The sequence below is a fragment of the Candidatus Woesearchaeota archaeon genome, assembly GCA_021734105.1.
Classification (GTDB): Archaea; Nanobdellota; Nanobdellia; order Woesearchaeales; family SKGA01; genus SKGA01.
The window spans coordinates 1-18998 of the sequence record JAIPJP010000004.1; the positions used below are offsets into that span (position 1 = coordinate 1).

Genomic DNA, 18998 nt, shown 5'->3' on the forward strand with positions numbered 1-18998 from the left:
GTATGATAACTATTATTGAAAAATGAATGAAATAAAAAAACAAATAAATAACCTTGTCAAGGAAGAAGTTTTATCAATCAAATTATTCCATAAAGGTTATGCGTCAATAATATACAAAGTAAAAACAAATAAAAATAATTTACTTGCAAAAAAATTTATCCAAAGAAAAAATATAACATATCAAAAAAGATGGTCATTATCAACAGCCATGCTTAACGAAATAAATGTAATAGAGAAATTAAGAGAAGCAAATCAAAGCACCATAATAACTCCTCAAATAACAATCATCGATAGGCATAACAATATTTTTATTCAGAAATTTATTCCTTCAAAAGAGTTTTATAGATCAATAGTATTAAGTCGAATAACAAAGTTGCCTGTTGAAAAAGAAATATACCGACTGGGAAGCCTAATATCCAGGTTACATAAACAAAACTACAACAACAAAAACAAAACCACCATCTTACATGCAGATTTAAGTTCACACAATATTCGGTTTTCTCACAATAAAATATTTTTATTCGATCCCCAGGGTTTTAAAGGAGACCCTTACGAAGACATATCAAAAATGATAATAAATTTTCATCTTATTAATCCAATAATCAAACTATTTATATCAAATAAAATAATGGAACAATGTAAAAGAGCATTTATTAAAGGTTATGAAAAAGAAAACAATCAAAAAATAGATGAGAAAAAACTAATTCTGGAGATGAGAAAAATATTAATTCATGAAAGGAAATTAAAAGAGAACAAATTAATTAATAGAATTAAACAACAAATAATGAATTATCAAAACAAATTACTAGTAAATAAAATGGAAAATGGAAAATTATAAAACAATAAAAGTATTCAAGAAAAGACATTCCACCATTTCAGAAGTAGAAAGCGAAGGAAAAAAGTTTATTCAGAAAATATATGACAATAAAAAAAATATTTTAGTAGAAAGAGAACACAAAACAATAAATGAAATAAACAAACTTCTAGATAAAAAAAAACTATCAAACCACAAGTACAAATCAATAGAGTATAACAAGAAAGAAAATGCAATAATTATTGAAAAAATAGAAGGTAAACCCTTAAACAAATACATTTTGGGAAAAATAAAAGATAAGGAAGACTTATTACACCAATTTGGCACATTAGGTAAGATATTTAGAATAGTTCAAGAAAACTATAAAGATAAAAAGACGCTTGGAAATTTAAGAAAGGAAATCAAAAAAGAAAAAATTAAGGTATCAAACAAAATACTGTCTCAAATAGAGAGCGACTATTTTTTTTATAATAGAAAGATTTTTGCAGCAGCTACAGAAAATTTTATAATTAGCAAAAAAGGCATAGTTCCTATTGATTTAGGTAGTCGAAGCGAAAATACAAATAACTTAATTCAAACAGCAAGATTTCTAAACACCCTATATTTAGGAGGTTTAAAACCGACAACAATAATTCAATACAATTGGAGATATATAAAAAATTTAGAAGAAGAATTTAACAAAGGATATTTTGGAAAATCAAATATTTACCTAACCACATTAATGAACATTTATAGAATTATATCACTTAGAAAAATAAAAGAGCCACTTTTCAAGCGAAAAAGACCACTAAGAACTCTGTATTTGAATATAGCTTGCGGATATGAAATAAAAAGGTTAAAAAGAAAAATAAACCTTAAAAGAATATTAAAAGAAGAACTAAAACAACTCACAAAAGATCTTGGAGCTGAACTTAACTGGAGTTTCTATAAAGACGACATACTTTGGCCTCATGTTTGCGAAGATATAGATCTAGTGTTTTCTGAAAAAGAAACCAAAGTAACAAAAACACTTGAAAATAAAGGATACAAAAAAATATCATCAAATATGTTTAAAAAATATAATAATACCTATCACGCACACTACGAATATGAAACCCACACTAAAATAAATGGAAAAGATATTGGGTTTAGAATTCTTAAAAAAAGAAAACTTAGAAAAGGAATCTGGGTTCCAAACTTCTTTTGGAGACATTTCACAAGGTTTATATATCTAGTTCAGAGACCAAGAGGGTGGCTTTCTAAGCAAATAAAAAGGATAAAATATACAAAATGAAAAAACAATTTTACTGTCTTGTGGGAATTGATGGAGTGGGTAAAACAACAGTTAGCAGAGCAATTCTGCCAAGATTAAATGAAGAACTAGGAGCATTTAATGTTAGGCACATAGGTAAAGATTATATCCCACACGGAAGACTTCCATTTAAACCTCCAAAATATGTTTATTCTAGAAAAACTGAAGTCAAAAAGAAAAGAGTTAGTAAGAAAAAAAAGATCCTTAGAAAAATATATCACTGGGTTGCAAATGTCGGGATGAGTTTAGAATTTACCATAATGTATTTTTTCAAAGAAAAATTATCAAATAGAAAAAAACACTTACTATTGGATCATTGTCCATATGACCTACTTGTTGAAGAAAATAGGGATAGATTCCTATTAACTGAAAATATTTTGGTTGGGATTATGCCAAGACCAACACACATATTTTTATTAGTTGATGAATATGAATCAATTAGAAAAAGAAAACAACAAAGAACAACAACAGAAATGAAAGAATATTATGACAATATGCGTGATTTATACAAAAAACACAGAATTAAGTATAGTGAAATATATGTTGGAAATGGAGTTGAAGATGCAAAAGAACAAGTTTTTCAAGCACTCAAATCAAAAATAAAAAAATGAAAATTGGAATTTTAGCAGGACTAAAGCCATTAACAAAGAAAAAAGGAAATATATATGGCATATCAAAAATAATCTCTGAAGAAAACGAAGTTTATCTAGTAGGATATGATCCAAATACTCAAAAAGAAATTGAAAAAGACCTAAAGTTCAGAAACTACACAAAGATTAAACCAAAAAATATTTTCTTAAGAATTCTTCGACACAAAATAAATTTATCTAGATTTTGCAAAAAAGAAAAACCTGACATTCTTATGAATATATACCGAGAAGAGTTTGAAGGAGTTATAACGGTCATTGTTGCTAAGAAGTTTGGAATTAAATCAATAGTAAGATTTGCAGGAAATCCTTTTGAAGCATATAAACATAAAAAAACATTCTTTAACAAACTCGGAACATACATACTTACAAACATAATTGCTAAACACTTTTTGAAGAAAGCAACAAAAATAATCACTATGAGTGAAGAAACAAAAATAAACCTTATCAAACAAGGATTTAATAAAAAAAAGATAGAAATAGTAATGCAACCAATGAAAATAAACATTCCTAAAGCTAACAAAAACCTTAAAGGTCTAAGCAAGACCAAAAAAAACGTTCTTTTCGTAGGTAATTTCACCAAGGGAAAAGGGTTTCAAAGTATCATAAACATATTAGAAAATAAAACAATACAACAAAAATATAACTTTGTATTCATCGGAGCAGATAAAGATAATTACTCCAAAACAATAAACAAATACAAAAATACAAGTATCCTTGGAAGATTAGATCAGGAAAAAGTATTTGAATATATGGCTTCTTCAGACATCTTCTTATTTCCCTCATATTTTGAAGGTTTTCCAAAAGCAGTAACTGAAGCATACCTGTGTGGATGTCCAATAATCGCTAGAGATATAGTAAATATAGATAGATTAGCACAATACACCTTTAAAACAGATAAAGAACTTCTTAATATAATGTTAAATAAAAAAATAAAAAAGGCAAAGAATAATCTTCCTGAAGAATTTACCTATAATTATGTTAGAGAAAAATACAAACAATTAGTAAGAGAGATTTAAATGGTCAAAAATAATCATACCTATTGGGCTAACGCTTTCTCAGATGCAAAAATAAATTTAGATATAAATAAATTAAAACACATAACTAAATATGTAAACAAAAAAGATAAAATATTAGAAGCGGGTTGCGGACCTGGAAAAGTTGTTTTTCCACTACTTTCAGAAGGTTATAAAATATATGGTTTGGATTTTTCAAAAGATTTAATTAAAGAGTGTCAAGACTATTCGAAAAAAACAAAAATTGGTAATCCAAATAGTTTTGTAGTTGGCGACATACTAAGATTAGAATACAAAGAAGAATTCGATGTATACATGTCATTTGGCGTGATAGAACACTTCAAACAAAGAGAACAAAGAAGAATAATCAAACAAGCAAAAAAATCACTTAAGAAAGGAGGTAAAGTTGTAATAACTGTTCCAAACAGCTACAGCCCAAATGTTGTTTCAAGATGGATTATGTCTAAGGTCAAAAAACATCTTCTTAAAGACCCAATGGTGTACCAAAAAAATATCTCAACAAAAAAAATACGAAAAATGTTTGAAAGAGAAGGTTTTAAAACCATCTCATGCAAAAATTATGGTTTTGATAAAGCAATAAACAGACTACTTTTACTAAATTACAAAAAAATATTCAGAATCCCTAATTTATTTTATTATCTTAGAAAACCAATATTGAAAGCATCTCAAAAAATGGGAAAAACATTTCATAAGTTTGGAGAAACAACAGAATATGTAGGTATAAAAAGATGAGTAAATTAAAAGTTGTTATTTATTTTGATTATGAATTACAACAAGGAGCAGACATGTGCACAAACCCTCAAAAATGGGGGCTGGACGACTATACCAATACAGAAAAACTTCTTGAATTACTAAATAAATACGATGTAAAAGTCTGTTTTGCAACTCTCGGAACAATAGCTGAAGGAAATAAATTGCCTTACTCAAGTAAAAAACAAATAAAAAAAATACACTCAAAAGGACATGAAATAGCATCTCACTCATATAAACATAACGCTCTAGATTCATTAACTAATAAAGAAATAATAAGTGATTTAAAAAAATCTAAAAGACTTCTGGAATCAGTTATTAAAGAAAAAATCATGACATTTGTTCCACCACATAATTTACCATTTAATCTACTGGGAATAGCAATTGGTTTAAAAAAAATAGAAAAAGAAGGAAAACCAACAAAAAGAAGACCATACATATCCAAAAGACCAATATCAAAATATAGACAAATAATTAACAAAATAGGGTTTAAGGTTATTAGAGAATATGATTTAATAATAAACAAGCTTGATTTCACAGGATTCGACAGCAAAGTAAGAAACAAAATATTAAAAAACAAGAACAAAAATAAAATAATAACCTGTTATGGCCACCCTCATGCTCTGCTAGTAAAAGGAAAACAATCACTAGAAGAACTTGAAAAAACAATCAAACTAATCAAAAAAGAAAAAATAGAAGTAATATTGCCACGAGAGATAAAAAGATGTTTAGAAAAGAATGGAATTTAATAAACAAGCCAAACATAATCACCAAACTATTTGGAGATCCATCTCTTGGAAGAAGACTAGATTTTCAAGTAATTAAAAAATTATTAAAACAAAATATAAAACAAAATTCAACTATACTGGACGCAGGATGCGGTCAAGGATTCTACTCATTCTATATAGATAAAAAATATGATATCAAAGAAATTGATGCTATAGATTACGAACAAGAAAATGTTGATAAGTGTAAGCTAATAAACAACAAAGTAAAAAGTAAAAAAATAATATTTAGAAAAGAAGATATGATTAAATATAAAAAAGAAAATAAATATGACCTAATATTTGCACTAGCCAGCACACACTATGTTGGTGAAGAAGACAACAAAATATTTGAGAATTTTTATCAATCATTACGAAACAAAGGAACATTACTTTTAGTTACACCTAACAGCAAAATAAGATCTAAAGAATATGGAAGAAAAAGCGGAAAATATGAAAAGCAAGAGATAATAAAAAAACTTCAAAAACAAGGTTTTAAAATAACATGTGTAAAGCCATTTTCAAATGGTATCACTAACAAAATAAAATTCACCCTTTACAAACTTCACAAACAAAATAAACTAATTTCTAAAATTAAATACGCAACAATATTCCTTTTTGGACTTTTAATAATCAAACTTGACAAATTCTTTGATAACAAAAAAAATGCGTCTTGGCTTGTTTTAGCGAGAAAATAATTTAAACAACATTCTTAACAACTTAGACAATGAAGGTACGCTCTTACCATATTTACGCTCTAGTTTAGATAGCGTATCTAAATCATCTTTATCTAGAAACTTAAGAATAAAAATAAGAATAAAGTATAAACACAACAATAAAAGGAATAAGAAAACCAATAAATAATTGTTATCCCAAACCAAAGAAAAAATCTTTAGAACAATTATTCCTAAAAGAGAGATTATTATTAATTTAAAATTAGACTTGTGATCAATAAATAACGGATAAAGTCTTCTAGCATAAAGATAAAACAAAATATTTTGCAAAGAGAGACATATAGCTGAAGATATGGCAGCACCAGTTATTCCAATATACGGTATTAACAAAACGTTTAGAACAATGTTTAGAATGGCTATAAAAATATTAACTTTAGCAATATGTTTAGTTTTTTTATACACATGAACAATCACTTCATTTAAACCAGTATACAAATTAATTAAGAAACCCAAAGAAATAATCGACAAAGCAGCAGAACCAACAACATATTCAGCCCCGAATAAAATAAAAAGAATTTTCTTTGAGAAAAATATCAACAACAAAATAAAAGGCAAAGAAAACAAAAGAACCCACTTTTGAGATTTAGTATATAAAAAACCCAAGTCTTCGCTCTTTTTATTATGAAGTTCCATAAATAAAGGCGAAGCTATCCTCGAAAAAGCAAGTTGAACAAATTTTAATAAAGAAGCAGTCGAATAAGCGATAGCATATATTCCTAATAATTCCGCAGACAAGAATATGCCAATAATAATATTGTCGCTCCAACCTATAAGATACATCAAAAAACCAGACACAAATAAAGGAATTGAAAAGTTAAACCATTCTTTAGTTTGGGATTGTTTAAAAAGAGAGAAGGGAACATCTATTCTTTTCGTCAAAAAAAAGTTTAAAATAAAGGAAAGCACTATGGAAATAAAATATAATAACAAAAGATAAAATAAAGACAAATTAAAATAAATTATTAGACCAACACCAACAATAAGAATAAAAGGCTTTAAAACAGTACTCCACTGACAATAAAGCATTCGTTTGTAGCCTGAGAGAATATTTGAAAGAACTATTTCTAAAACCCTAAAAGGAAGAGAAAGAAAAACAAAAGTTAACACATAAACACTCATAGAGTTGAAACTAAAAATATCTTTTAAAAAAGGAATCGTTAGAAAAAACAAAGCCGTAAATACCAAAGATATAACCAAAGGAACAATAGAAGAAAAACCAATAAACGAAGAAAGAGATTTTGAATCTTTCTTTGAAATATAATCCGAAACATACCGAGGAATACTGCTATGAATACCAATCAACGAAAATATAAACATGAACCCTAAAATAGTGACTCCAAATTCAAAATAACCCCAATCTTCAGGACCAAAATAACGAGATCCGATCATTTTGAACACAAACATAAAAACATAACTGAGAAAAGACATAAAAAGAATTATTCCGGCGCCCTGAAATAACTCTTGATAAGATGATTTTAAACCCATATAAACACCAACTAATAATAACTTTAAAAACTTAATGAAATAAAAACGTTATTTTTCAAAATAAGACAAATACCAATTCACGAACTCATTTACACCTTCTTTTATAGATACTGAAGGGTTATAGTTTAATAATTGTTTAGCTTTTGAAACATCGGAAAAGGTTTCTGGAACATCTCCTGGTTGCATTGGAAGAAACTCTAATTTAGCTTTTTTATCTAAGTTTGATTCTATTTCACCAATAAAATCCATTAAATTAACAGACTCTCCTCTTCCTAAATTAAAAACATTAAATCCGGTTAGTTCTGCATCAATAGTTGAAACGATACCATCAACGATATCTTTAACATAAGTAAAATCCCTTTTCATATTGCCTTTGTTATAAACATCTATAGATTTTTCTTCATTTATTCCCTTGGTAAATTTAAACAAAGCCATATCAGGACGCCCCCAAAGACCATAGACTGTAAAAAACCTAAGACCTATAGTCGTTAGACCAAATAAATGACTATAAACATTTGCTTGAAGCTCATTAGCTTTTTTAGTGGCTGCATACAAAGATATGGGATTATCAACAGAATCAGTCTCTGAGAATGGAATCTTATCATTTCCACCATAAACACTCGAAGAAGACGCATATACCGCTCGTTTGATATCATATTTTCTTGCTAATTCGAAAATATTATTTGTTCCTTGAACATTTGTTTGAATATAAGTATCGGGATTTTCCAGACTATAACGCACACCTGCTTGCGCTGCTAAATGAATTATCACATCAAAAGAATGTTCTTGAGCAAGAGAATCTAACAATTCTTTATCCAAAATATCTCCTTTAACAAAAATAACTTCTTTTGGAACAAGATTTTTTAGTCTTGCTTCTTTTAGAGAAACATCATAATAATCATTTAAGTTATCTAATCCAATAACCTCATGACCTTCTTCAATAAGAGTTTTAGCAGCGTGAGAACCAATAAAACCTGCTATTCCCGTGAGTAAGATTTTCATAAATCATAAAATAAAGATGTCCTTTAAAAAGCTTAGTAAAAATAACTCTTTTCAAAGAAAAAAAAGAAAAACAAAAAAGAGCAAAAAAACAAAAAAAGACCTTGCCCTTAAGCAAGATCTTCGCCTTCAACGACCATTGGATCGTCAGCAAGCGTGTTTTGCACTTCAACATCATCAACTGAACCTTCACTAGCAGTTATTTTTTCAAAATACGCTGTTGGTCGAATCGTTGTGATGGTCGTTGTGTGCACAATGTACTTCCCATCTTTACTCTTTCTAAACTTTGTGTCAATAAGCGGCATCTTTCGAAGCTGCTCTTCTTTTTTATTTGTTAAACCCATGGTTATCACCACTAGCAAAAATAAAAGAAGTGCTTAAAGAAATCAACGAAAAAAATTCCGAAAAGTTTTCGGGAAAATAACAAACACTGGACAAAGGCTCGCGAGGTATAAAAAAGAAACACGCGCCATCAACAGTGTTAAGAACATACGCGAGGTGAAAATAAGTTCATTTACAGAACATTTAAATATGTGTAAACACATATTTACACATAAGGTGAAATGATATGGTAAATGTGACCTTGGCAATACCAGAAGAATTACATACAAAAATGAAGAAACATTCAGAGATTAGATGGAGTGAAGTTATTAGAAAAACAATCGCTGAAAAAATAAGCACTCTTGAACTAGTAGACGAATTAACTAAAAAAAACAAACTCACTACTCAAGATATAAAAGAGATTTCAAAAAAAATTGATTCTGACGTTGCACATAAACTAAGACTGAAATGAAGTGTATTTTAGATACGAACATTCTTTTATCTGCACTTATTAGAAATGCTGCTACAAGAAAAGTACTTATAGAATCAGGATGGAAATTCTTCTATCCAGAAATAGCACTTCACGAAATAAGAAAATACGAAGAACTTGTCATAAAAAAATCAGGAATGAGTCCTAACGACTACACAAAACTTATTCAAATACTATTAACCTATATTACATTAATTCCTGATAACATCATCATCATCAAACACCTGCAAGAAGCCAAACAAGTCAGGGCATCTATTGATCCAGATGATGTTGTCTTCATAGCTGCAGGTTTAGGCACCCGTAACTCAATCATTTGGACGGATGATACTGATTTTAAGCAACAAAACAACGTACGTTCATTAACATCTCCTCAAATAATAACCTTATTCAATCAACAAAGAACTACAAGCAAACAGCATCAACGGCATCGTCCTTGATGGATTTCTAGATATTACACTGGACAATTCCTCGAGAGATATATAAATTAGAACTTCTTTCTATTCAACATATATGGTAAAAGATTTGATTATACGAAACAGTACCGCCGAATTTTTAATATTTCAATCACAACAAAAAGAAGATGCTATCGAAGTTAAATACGCCGATGAGAACGTTTGGCTATCTCAAAAAATGATGGCTAAACTGTTTGATGTAGATGTTAGAACCATAAATGAACACCTAAAGAACATATTCCAATCTGAAGAATTAGATGATAAAGCAACTATCCGGAAATTCCGGATAGTTCAACAAGAAGGGAACCGACAAGTCACCAGAACTGTTGAGTTCTACAATCTAGATGCAATTATTAGCGTAGGGTATCGAGTAAACTCAAAACGAGCAACCCAATTTAGAATATGGGCAACTAAGATTTTAAAACAATTTGCTATCAAAGGATATGTTCTAGACAAAAAGAGATTAGAACATGGCTCATTTCTTAATGAGAATTATTTTACTGAACTTTTAGAAGAAATTAGAGAAATAAGACTTAGTGAAAGACAGTTCTATCAAAAAATCACAGACATTTATGCTACAAGCCTTGATTATGATACGCATGCTTTGACTACAAAAGAATTCTTTGCTAAAGTTCAAAATAAACTACATTATGCAATTCATAAACATACTGCTCCTGAGCTTATTATGAAAAGATCTGATGCTAAAAAAGATCATATGGGTCTTACAACATGGAAAAATGCTCCTGATGGAAAAATCATCAAAACCGATGTTGCTATTGCTAAAAATTACTTAAAAAAAGAAGAGTTAGAGTCTTTAAGTAGAATAGTTTCAGCATATCTTGATTTAGCTGAAGAAAGAGCAAAAAGAAAAATTCCTATGACCATGGAAGATTGGGCAAAAAGACTGGACGCATTCTTAGCATTTGATGAACGAGACATACTACAAAATATGGGAAACATAACCCAAGAGATTGCAAAACAACATGCAGAAACAGAGTTTGAAAAATATAGAATTATTCAAGATAATTTATTTCAATCAGATTTTGATATGTTAGTTGAAAAATCTCAAAACTTAACAAAAAAGAAATAAATTTCTAGAAGATTTTGTGTTCTAAATTACTGCTCAAGAAATGGAACTCGGGAGGTCACAAATTGTGACCGGTTACAGAATTTAAAGCATTCAGCCAGTCTGCCATTTGTTTTTACTGAACAAGACGTTTCCATACCCTCAGGAGTTCTAAAGAGCGAAAAAGCAATTGGAATCGGCACACTTAACGAACTCTTAAAGATTTCACTGGACAATTCCTTGCGAAGCATATAAAGAAGCTCGAATAGAAAACATGAGTGGAGGAGCGAGTATTTACTTCTTGCACCGCTTGCACATGAAAAACAAGAAATATGTTAACCGAAACATATTTATACTAAATAGTATTCACTTGAATACTAAAAAGTATATAATGTTAACTAAAACACAACTACGGATTATGAAGCTCTTTGTATCAAAGATCCCCACGAGGTTTAGCCTTAGACAAGTAGGAAAAGAATTAGACATGCATCAAGCCCTTGCGTATCGTTCCAGTAAAGAATTAATCAAACAAAAATTAATTATTCCTGATGACGATAAGTATATGTTAAATGTTAAAGAAAATCATCAAGAATTAGCATATATTGAACATCTGAGATGTAAAGAGTTACTTGATAAAAATAAAAGCATTTCTTTACTCAGAGAAGATATTATCAAAGAGTTTCCTTATGGCTATTTTGTCGCTTTAATTTTTGGTTCTACTGTAACAAATGCAAAACCAAGAGACTTAGATGTACTACTCATCATTGAACATACAGAAGACATAGAACAAGCTGAGCGATATCTACACACCATTACAAGAAATCACCCGCTACCCATACACACACTGATACTATCCTTTGAGAGTGTTTATGAAATGCTTGCTCCAAGAGAAGATAAGAATGTCATGACAGAAGTTTTGAATAAACACATCATTTTGTATGGCGCTGAATTATTCTACAAATTAATCAAGAAAGGACGGGCGTGACGTTGTTAGATGAAAAGAAGTTAAAAGAAATTAAGTCAAGAGTAAAAATGTTTCTTGAAGAAGGAACTATAAAAACTAAACAATAAAGTGAATTTGTTGATTTCTTTTTAGCCAATGCTAAAAAATCTTTAACAAGCGCTAACGCATTATATGATCTGTCAACACATAAAGACATGCAGTCTTATATGGGCTATCCTGATTTTGATGGATTTTTATGGGTTGTAAACGCTTCATATTATTCTATGTTTTATATGGCAAGGGCTTTGCTTGAAAGTGAAGGTATTAAGATAAAATCGGATAAGTCTATTCACGCGCTAACGTTTGATGCAATGATACATTTTTTCTATCTTAATGGCAAACTGCAAAAAAAATTAATCGAGGATTTTGTTGAAAGTTTAGAAGAAGCTTCTGAAATATTAGGCAAACAAAAAGCTGATTTGCTTATGGAAGATTATTTCTTTGAAAAAGGAAAACGAGCAATTTTCACCTATAAAACTGAAGAGCTAGTAATTAAGGCTAAAGCGAAAACATCTCTTCAACGAGCAATACGGTTTACTAACGAAATCAAAAAAATAATACCTTGATACTTATGCAATTGTCGTTAAGATCAATTTTATTTTTTAGTTTCAGCTTTTTGAAAGAAACATTCAATAGTTCATAACATACACAAACTCTAGAGGTCACAAATTGTGACCGGTTGGAGAATTTAAAGCATTCAGCCAGTCTGCCTTTTGTTTTTACTGAACAAGGTGTTTGAGAACCAAAAGTGTTTCAACGTGATTTGTTTGCGGAAACACGGCGTCATTGTCATTCCTAGTGTCCGCTCAAACTTCAAACAGACTTTCGCTTCAGAACAAGCAAGGTTTCAACGTGAGGAGTTTGAGCGAACATATCCCAGCCTTGCAAGAAGACTTCTTCGTACAAGTCTTTTGGAATGTACTCGAGATCTGTTTTTTGCGTCTTTGGATTACAAGACATGTAAATAATCGTTTTAGGCTCAACAGCTAAAAGTTTCTCCACCATTTTTCGCTCCAAACCAGAACGCGGAGGATCAACAATAATCGTATCCACCTCAAGCGGCGCAAAATCAGCAAATTGCTTCATGGGAGCAGCAAAGAATACCACTTTCTTGTTGTTTTGTTGAGCGTTTTTCTTTGCCAGCGTAACAGCCTGCTCTACTTCTTCAATACCAATAATTGAACTTGCTTGGTCTGCAACAAAGAGCGTGATAGCACCCACCCCACAACACAAGTCAATAGTATTACCGTGCACGTGCTTTTTAATTTCAGCAAACATCTGCGCTGCAACAATAGTATTTGCCTGAAAAAAACTCCACGGCGAATACGATAACGTAATACCCTCTAGTTCTTCAGTGATATACTCTTTGCCCAAAATAAGCTTTGGAGGAACAGGAGGAATTGATACATCAGTTATTTCATCATTGATAAGCCAATATATGCTTGTTACTTGCGATTCTAATGTGTCAAAGATTGCGCGCAATTCTTTTTCTTGTTGAGAATTTGGCGTAGTTGAAGTGAAGATAAGCATTGATTCGTTTGTGTTAGGTGCAAAACGAATAGTGACGTAACGAAGAAAGCCAGAATGTTCTAGAAAATCATAGGAAGGAATGGCATGCTCAGCTAGAAGAGATTTAACTTTTGTTATAATATCTCGAGCGGTTTTTGGCAAAAGAAGGCATTCATTTATTTCAACAACTTCTCGAAAATTTCCTCTTTTTCGAAGACCAAGTTTTTCGAATGCATAGACGAAGTCCATGCGATTTCTATATTCTAGCTCATTTGGTGCAGACTCTAATTCAACATCTCTGCCAAACAAGTCGTTTAGATAATCTTTCTTTATTTGTAATTGGTCACTGTATTTAATATGTTGAAAACGACAACCGCCACAGTCAGGAAAATGTTTACAAGAAGGCGCGCATGTAGTTAAGAGAGATTCATCTACCTTATCAAAAAAATCTTTCTTCTTACCTCTTTTACTTCTTCGAGCCATAAAGTATGCTCCTTAGTTTTTTCGCAAATTAAGATACTGGATTATTTGATTAACACACTCATCAACTGAACAAATATGAGGACTTAATTCAATCTCAGGATTCGTAGGAGGTTCATAAGGCGCAGAATCATGAAAACCAGTCAGATCTTTAATCTCGCCCTTTGCAGCTCTAGCATATAAGCCTTTAGTATCTCTCTGAATACAAACTTCCAAAGGAGTATTAACGTAAATTTCAATAAAATCATTGGGAGGAATAAGTGAACGAGCAAAAGCTCTTTTTTCCTTATAAGGACTAATTGCAGAAACTAAAACATACAAGCCATTGTTGTACGCCATTTTTGCCATGTGGCTAAATCGACGAATATTTTCATCTCTGCCTGCAGGAGAAAGACTTAAGTCATTGTTGATACCTCTTCGAGTGTTATCACCATCAATTGAAGCAGTGAGAATTCCCAAATCATGGAGTGCTTTTTGCGTGGCAACAGAAATCGTTGATTTTCCAGATCCTGAAAGACCTGTAAGCCATAATACTTTATTTTCTTTTAATCCAAGAAGGTTAAGCTTATCCTCTCGAGAAATAAACCCATTGTGTTCCGTGAAGCTATCATTACTCATAGAAAAGCGAAAACGAGAAGCATCTTATAAGTGTTTCTTTAAAAATCAAAGATTAATCTGCGTATTTTAGAGTGGACTTTCGTTTGTCTTTTTCATAACCCCAAGAAATTTTTACCCATAGTAGCTCATGAATGTAATAAGTCAAGAGTTTAATGAAGAGTTCGAGTGAACCTATAATTAAAGATGTTTCTAGACCAAGACCAAAAATTAATGCAAGACTTGTTGTAAGAACTGATGCAATGAAACGCCAGGAAAGACTTTTAAAAATGCTGACTTTTTGAAGACTCCGTACACGAAATCTTTGCCAAACTCGCTCATGACCATAGTATAAAAATAATTTGAAAATAAATTCTAAAAGACCAACCATCCCTGCAACTGCAGCATCATTACTAAAAACATAAACTAAACTAATAGTTGTTAAAGAAGCAATAATTCTCCACGTAAATGTTTTTAACACGCTTCGTTTTTTTGTTTCTGTTTGCCGAGGTCTCATTTTTTCTGTAGTTTAGCAATAAAAAATCCTTGCATACCTGTTTTATGTGGCCAAAACCTTCTAGTCAGATTCATATTAGATGATAATTCTTCACCAAATATATAATTATAGCCTTCATCACCAATATTTAAATTCATTGGAAGTAAAATCATATCTTCATAACGATTTAAAAACCAATTCACAATAAACTCATCTTCTTCAGGTTCAAGAGAACAGGTTGAATACACTAATGTTCCTCCTGATTTAAGGGCCCGGTAAGCAGATTTTAACAATTCTTTTTGTAAATTTCCTCGCTCCTTAAAATCCTGCGGTGAGCGAGCTTTAAAAAAATCTTCTTCAACACAAAAATTACCCGAGCAAGGAGCATCTAATAACACATAATCAAACAACAATGCCAAATCATCAGCAAACTGCGCATCTTTTTTAAAGACCGACACAGAAGAAATTTCTAAACGCTCCAAATTACTTTTCAGCGCATCAATTCGAGGCATATTATTATCAAGTGCAATAATAGGAATTTTGTCGTTTGTTAAAGCTGCAAGTTGCGTTGTCTTTGAACCAGGAGCAGCGCACATGTCAAGAATTGCCACAGGCAATTCTGCAGGGGACGGCGAATCAGCGGTCGGCAAGACAGCATTCTGCTTTTGAGGGTTCTGACGGTCAGTTTCTGACCAATCACTCAATAATACCCTCGCAGGGAGTTGGCTTGCTGCTTCTTGCAAATAAAACAACCCAGAAAGATACTCAATCGTTGATGCTAAAGAAAACGGCGCTTCATAAAAAAACGCATCAGGCAAAAAAGAAATAGGCTCAAGCTTCACGCCTTTTTGAGAAAGTTTATGATACAAGTCAACAGAAGATATTTTTAGCGTGTTCACTCGCAACGCAGGCCTTACTAACACGTCTTCGGGAGCAAACGACTCACCCAATTGCTCGTAGCGTTTAAGTAACATATTCATTGTTATCAATCCTTAGTTAGTCAACATTAATGTAAATGGTTCCCGTGTTTTTATCCACTTTTTCAACCAAGTCAATATCCTCACACATCGCCTCAATTTCATCCCACGAAGCGAGTTTGCGAAGATCAGTAATTTTATCCAGCAAGACCTTAATTTCTGCATAATGCGTGTAGATAAGCTCGCCTTTTTTTTGGTTGTCGATTTCTTTTTGCTGTAAACCCACAAGCATTTGCTCTTGCTTTTTAATAACCGTCTCTGTTTTAGAAAGCTTTTGTGTTGCATCTTTATTTGCATCCACTTCTTCTTGCTTAGTAAGACTGGCAAGCGCAACTTTTGCAATAGCCTCGTTAAACGAAGGCTCCTTTGCAACCCCGCCAGCAACGTCTTTAAGCAGAATGGGAAATGCTTCATGATTAAAAATAAACGGTGTTGTCGGGGCTACAAATAGGTCATGCAGTGCATCATACAACTGTTCAACATCAGCTTCAGAAAGCGCGCGAGGAGCTTTTGATTTCTCTACGCCAGCCTGATGCGTGACTTCTTCAGCATACAGCCCGCCAAGACTACAATCAATAGCTAGCGACTTTACCACAGACTCCTTGGTGCTGCCCTGTAATAACTCAGCAAACTGTGGTCTGGAAAGCAAACTTGGATCAAGCTGCTCAGGAGGAAACGAATATTGCTTGCCCGGTAAGAGCTTGCGCTCCTCACTCCAAATTTTAGCATGTAGAACAGAGAGAATTTTATTATCTTCTGTGGTAAGGAGCATGTTACCCGGCGGAATAAACTCCATAATCAAATTACTTGAGCCGTGCTTAGTGCTTAGTGTTATCTTGATAATCTTTTCAAAATGATGCTGCTCTATAGCAGTAATACGCGCGTTGGTAATTTTTCTTCGCAGACTCGTGCAAAAACCAGGTGGCGCATCAGGAAACACGGGCTTAAAAGAACTTACGCAAAGCAAGCGAGGAAGAGCAACATAGAGTAATTGCTTGCCCTTACCTGAGACGTGCAAACTAAAGAGAAAATCATCAGTTGGTTTTTCCTGCTGAAACACCTTCTCAATTTTAGCGCCAACGAGGAATTGTAGCTCGCGCACCACGTGTCTGAGTTCAAAAGAAGATAACGCGCCTTTCATACCGTCTTAGAAGCCACAACTCTTTTTATAGATTTGTATCATATGGGCTTTGTCCGGAAAGGAATACATTTGTATACTGCGAAGAATTATTCTCGCTCTGCTCAAAAGAATTTATCAACAAATGAACTCGCAACACAAGTGTTGCTCATGCTGTCATGCTCTTTTTGAGCATAACACAACACTATTTTACGCTGTAAAAGCGTAAAATTTGTTTGTCTAAAAAAATCTTCAAGGCAGTATACCAAATTATTCTGGACGAAGCCCATTATGTAACGAGTGGAATATATGTAATAGAAAACAATATTCTGTAACACCATATTTTTTTGCACATAAATATATTTAAATGACAAAGAGAAAAAACCATACACTACATATAGTGGACAGGAAATGTGTGAAACACTATCCCTAGTGTTTTTCCTGTGGAATGAAAAAACGCATGTGAGGCGGTATAAACGGCAATAACAACAAAAATCGGCGATAAAGGGAAAACAAATATACTTTTTGGGCACCAAGTAGAAAAAACAAGCCCTATTTTAGAAGTAGCAGGAACAGTAGACGAACTAAACGCTGCAATTGGCGTAGCGCGAGCCCATGTGGTCGCCCCAGGCATTAAAGAAGAATTATTAAATCTTCAACACGCACTCTTTGTTATCGGCGCAGAAGTAGCAACGCTACAAGAAGACTTTCCAAAACTGAAACGAAACATTAACACAGAAAATATTACCCGCATCGAAGAAGACATTAACGAACTAGAAAAATACAACGATATTGACAATTGGTTTATCCCGGGCGAATCCCCAAGTTCAGCACAATTAGAACTTGCACGAACCATTGCAAGACGATTAGAACGACGACTACTTCACGTCGAGCATCATAACGAGCACACACGTATTTTTGTAAACAGACTCTCTGATTATTTATGGCTACTTAGTCAAAAAGAAGAATATTATATTCGCGGCATCGAGCGAAAAAGTACTGAAGAAGCAAAAGCAAAAGAACAACAAACAACGATTTAAGAAATCGTTGTAAGTCAAGCAAAGCTTAACAAAACGACAATCTAAAATTGTCGAAGTTCACACTACGTGTAAACAGACCACCATCTAAATATTATAGTCGGTCAACTTCACTTGCAAGCTCAGTAAACGAAGGACGATACGCAGGATTCTGTGCAGAACACGCCCCTAACAACCTATCAAGTTTAACATCCATCGATTTATAACAAAACTTAATGGTCTTGGCAAGACTAAACACAGAACTCTTCTCAGAAACAAAACCACCACGCAATACTTCTGGAGCCCAATGATATTGTATCATCCGCTCATTAAAATAATCATGCTCTGGACGAACATGCGGCGTTGCAATAGAAGGATCAACAAAATATATACGATCAGCCTTCACCACATTTCCAAAATTTAAATCAAGATGAAACACGTGTTGTTTGCTTAATTCCACACCACACTCCACCATTTCTTTCACATCTTTATGAGTGAGATTCTCTTTTTCTCTAAACACATCTTTTGCTTCTGGAATCCAAGGAATAAGACCATACAAAAACGTATCAGCAGAAACCACAGAACGAGGCATTGTTGTAAGCTTTGCAGGAGATAAATCCATAAACAAATCTTGTGTAGATATCTTCATTCCAGAGTAAGGTGGCTTTTCTGACACACCCAATCGTTTAGGCACATACAACGCATCATCTAAAGAAAATACTGGAATAACATCACAACGCCGATGATCATGCTGTTTCATAAACGCTTCATCAGATTTATACAATTCATGCTTCCAGTCCAGCATCGCAACAATTGCATCTAAAGGAAACGAATCATCGTTGGGTAATAAACGAAAAGGAACTAACATACAACAAGACAAATGACCATCAAGTTATAAAATAAACGATTAAAAAAAAAGAAATAGAAAAAAAATATCAAAGAAACATATTTATTTC

General features: G+C 32.2%; 22 protein-coding genes. 13 read left to right on the forward strand and 9 right to left on the reverse strand.

What is annotated here, in order from left to right; translation table 11 throughout:
• Nucleotides 1-22: 22 nt before the first annotated feature.
• Genes K9M74_00935 through K9M74_00965 form a run of 7 tightly spaced genes read left to right on the forward strand, consistent with a single transcriptional unit; the run spans nucleotide 23 to nucleotide 6001 of the window.
• The gene (locus K9M74_00935) at nucleotides 23-838 is read left to right on the forward strand and encodes a hypothetical protein (GenBank protein ID MCF7798446.1); all 816 of its coding nucleotides are present in this window, start codon (nucleotides 23-25) and stop codon (nucleotides 836-838) included.
• Nucleotides 825-2087 (forward strand): hypothetical protein, encoded by a 1263-nt coding sequence (locus K9M74_00940; protein MCF7798447.1) that lies wholly within the window; start codon nucleotides 825-827, stop codon nucleotides 2085-2087. The genes K9M74_00935 and K9M74_00940 overlap by 14 nt, the downstream gene beginning before the upstream one ends.
• The gene (locus K9M74_00945) at nucleotides 2084-2716 is read left to right on the forward strand and encodes an AAA family ATPase (GenBank protein MCF7798448.1); all 633 of its coding nucleotides are present in this window, start codon (nucleotides 2084-2086) and stop codon (nucleotides 2714-2716) included. Before K9M74_00940 ends, K9M74_00945 begins: the two co-directional genes overlap by 4 nt.
• A complete protein-coding gene (locus K9M74_00950; protein ID MCF7798449.1) occupies nucleotides 2713-3771 on the forward strand; it encodes a glycosyltransferase in 1059 nt (352 codons plus the stop codon). Before K9M74_00945 ends, K9M74_00950 begins: the two co-directional genes overlap by 4 nt.
• Nucleotides 3772-4521, forward strand: a complete 750-nt coding sequence (locus K9M74_00955; GenBank protein ID MCF7798450.1) for a class I SAM-dependent methyltransferase — start codon at nucleotides 3772-3774, stop codon at nucleotides 4519-4521.
• Nucleotides 4518-5288 carry a polysaccharide deacetylase family protein gene (locus K9M74_00960; protein MCF7798451.1) on the forward strand — a complete coding sequence of 257 codons (771 nt, stop codon included), beginning with the start codon at nucleotides 4518-4520 and terminating at the stop codon, nucleotides 5286-5288. Before K9M74_00955 ends, K9M74_00960 begins: the two co-directional genes overlap by 4 nt.
• Nucleotides 5264-6001 carry a class I SAM-dependent methyltransferase gene (locus K9M74_00965; protein MCF7798452.1) on the forward strand — a complete coding sequence of 246 codons (738 nt, stop codon included), beginning with the start codon at nucleotides 5264-5266 and terminating at the stop codon, nucleotides 5999-6001. Before K9M74_00960 ends, K9M74_00965 begins: the two co-directional genes overlap by 25 nt.
• Here the strand turns inward: K9M74_00965 and K9M74_00970 are convergent.
• The 3 genes from K9M74_00970 to K9M74_00980 all read right to left on the reverse strand — a co-directional run bounded on the left by K9M74_00970 (nucleotide 5987) and on the right by K9M74_00980 (nucleotide 8865).
• Nucleotides 5987-7522, reverse strand: coding sequence for a flippase (locus tag K9M74_00970; protein MCF7798453.1), 1536 nt, complete (start codon nucleotides 7520-7522; stop codon nucleotides 5987-5989). The two genes, K9M74_00965 and K9M74_00970, sit on opposite strands and share 15 nt — an antisense overlap.
• Before the next feature lie 48 nt (nucleotides 7523-7570).
• Nucleotides 7571-8524 (reverse strand): GDP-mannose 4,6-dehydratase, encoded by a 954-nt coding sequence (locus K9M74_00975; GenBank protein ID MCF7798454.1) that lies wholly within the window; start codon nucleotides 8522-8524, stop codon nucleotides 7571-7573.
• Between the two features lie 107 nt (nucleotides 8525-8631).
• A complete protein-coding gene (locus K9M74_00980; GenBank protein ID MCF7798455.1) occupies nucleotides 8632-8865 on the reverse strand; it encodes a hypothetical protein in 234 nt (77 codons plus the stop codon).
• Between the two features lie 245 nt (nucleotides 8866-9110).
• Here K9M74_00980 and K9M74_00985 point away from each other — a divergent pair, with 245 nt between their 5' ends.
• The 5 genes from K9M74_00985 to K9M74_01005 all read left to right on the forward strand — a co-directional run bounded on the left by K9M74_00985 (nucleotide 9111) and on the right by K9M74_01005 (nucleotide 12419).
• The gene (locus tag K9M74_00985) at nucleotides 9111-9314 is read left to right on the forward strand and encodes a hypothetical protein (GenBank protein MCF7798456.1); all 204 of its coding nucleotides are present in this window, start codon (nucleotides 9111-9113) and stop codon (nucleotides 9312-9314) included.
• Nucleotides 9311-9769 (forward strand): hypothetical protein, encoded by a 459-nt coding sequence (locus K9M74_00990; protein MCF7798457.1) that lies wholly within the window; start codon nucleotides 9311-9313, stop codon nucleotides 9767-9769. Before K9M74_00985 ends, K9M74_00990 begins: the two co-directional genes overlap by 4 nt.
• 73 nt (nucleotides 9770-9842) lie before the next feature.
• Entirely contained in the window at nucleotides 9843-10874 is a 1032-nt protein-coding gene (locus K9M74_00995) for a virulence RhuM family protein (protein ID MCF7798458.1), read from the forward strand.
• 394 nt (nucleotides 10875-11268) lie between these two features.
• Entirely contained in the window at nucleotides 11269-11835 is a 567-nt protein-coding gene (locus K9M74_01000; GenBank protein ID MCF7798459.1) for a hypothetical protein, read from the forward strand.
• Nucleotides 11836-12008: 173 nt separating this feature from the next.
• On the forward strand, nucleotides 12009-12419 hold the full coding sequence (locus K9M74_01005; GenBank protein ID MCF7798460.1) for a hypothetical protein: 411 nt from the start codon (nucleotides 12009-12011) through the stop codon (nucleotides 12417-12419).
• A gap of 247 nt (nucleotides 12420-12666) precedes the next feature.
• Here K9M74_01005 and rlmD read toward each other — a convergent pair whose 3' ends face one another.
• From rlmD to K9M74_01030, 5 genes are read right to left on the reverse strand one after another with little or no spacing between them, the layout of a single operon-like run.
• Nucleotides 12667-13845: a 23S rRNA (uracil(1939)-C(5))-methyltransferase RlmD gene (gene rlmD, locus K9M74_01010; protein ID MCF7798461.1), complete on the reverse strand. Its 1179-nt coding sequence runs from the start codon at nucleotides 13843-13845 to the stop codon at nucleotides 12667-12669.
• A 12-nt stretch (nucleotides 13846-13857) separates the two neighbouring features.
• On the reverse strand, nucleotides 13858-14460 hold the full coding sequence (gene cysC / locus K9M74_01015; protein MCF7798462.1) for an adenylyl-sulfate kinase: 603 nt from the start codon (nucleotides 14458-14460) through the stop codon (nucleotides 13858-13860).
• Nucleotides 14461-14512: 52 nt separating this feature from the next.
• Nucleotides 14513-14953, reverse strand: coding sequence for a DUF2061 domain-containing protein (locus K9M74_01020; GenBank protein ID MCF7798463.1), 441 nt, complete (start codon nucleotides 14951-14953; stop codon nucleotides 14513-14515).
• A complete protein-coding gene (locus K9M74_01025) occupies nucleotides 14950-15912 on the reverse strand; it encodes an RsmB/NOP family class I SAM-dependent RNA methyltransferase (protein MCF7798464.1) in 963 nt (320 codons plus the stop codon). The genes K9M74_01020 and K9M74_01025 overlap by 4 nt, the downstream gene beginning before the upstream one ends.
• A gap of 16 nt (nucleotides 15913-15928) precedes the next feature.
• Nucleotides 15929-17050 (reverse strand): NFACT family protein, encoded by a 1122-nt coding sequence (locus K9M74_01030; protein MCF7798465.1) that lies wholly within the window; start codon nucleotides 17048-17050, stop codon nucleotides 15929-15931.
• 458 nt (nucleotides 17051-17508) lie between these two features.
• On the opposite strand from K9M74_01030, the gene K9M74_01035 reads away from it, so the two are divergent.
• Entirely contained in the window at nucleotides 17509-18066 is a 558-nt protein-coding gene (locus tag K9M74_01035) for a cob(I)yrinic acid a,c-diamide adenosyltransferase (GenBank protein MCF7798466.1), read from the forward strand.
• A 91-nt stretch (nucleotides 18067-18157) separates the two neighbouring features.
• Here the strand turns inward: K9M74_01035 and K9M74_01040 are convergent, their stop codons facing one another.
• Nucleotides 18158-18910 carry a hypothetical protein gene (locus K9M74_01040; protein MCF7798467.1) on the reverse strand — a complete coding sequence of 251 codons (753 nt, stop codon included), beginning with the start codon at nucleotides 18908-18910 and terminating at the stop codon, nucleotides 18158-18160.
• Nucleotides 18911-18998 lie beyond the last annotated feature (88 nt).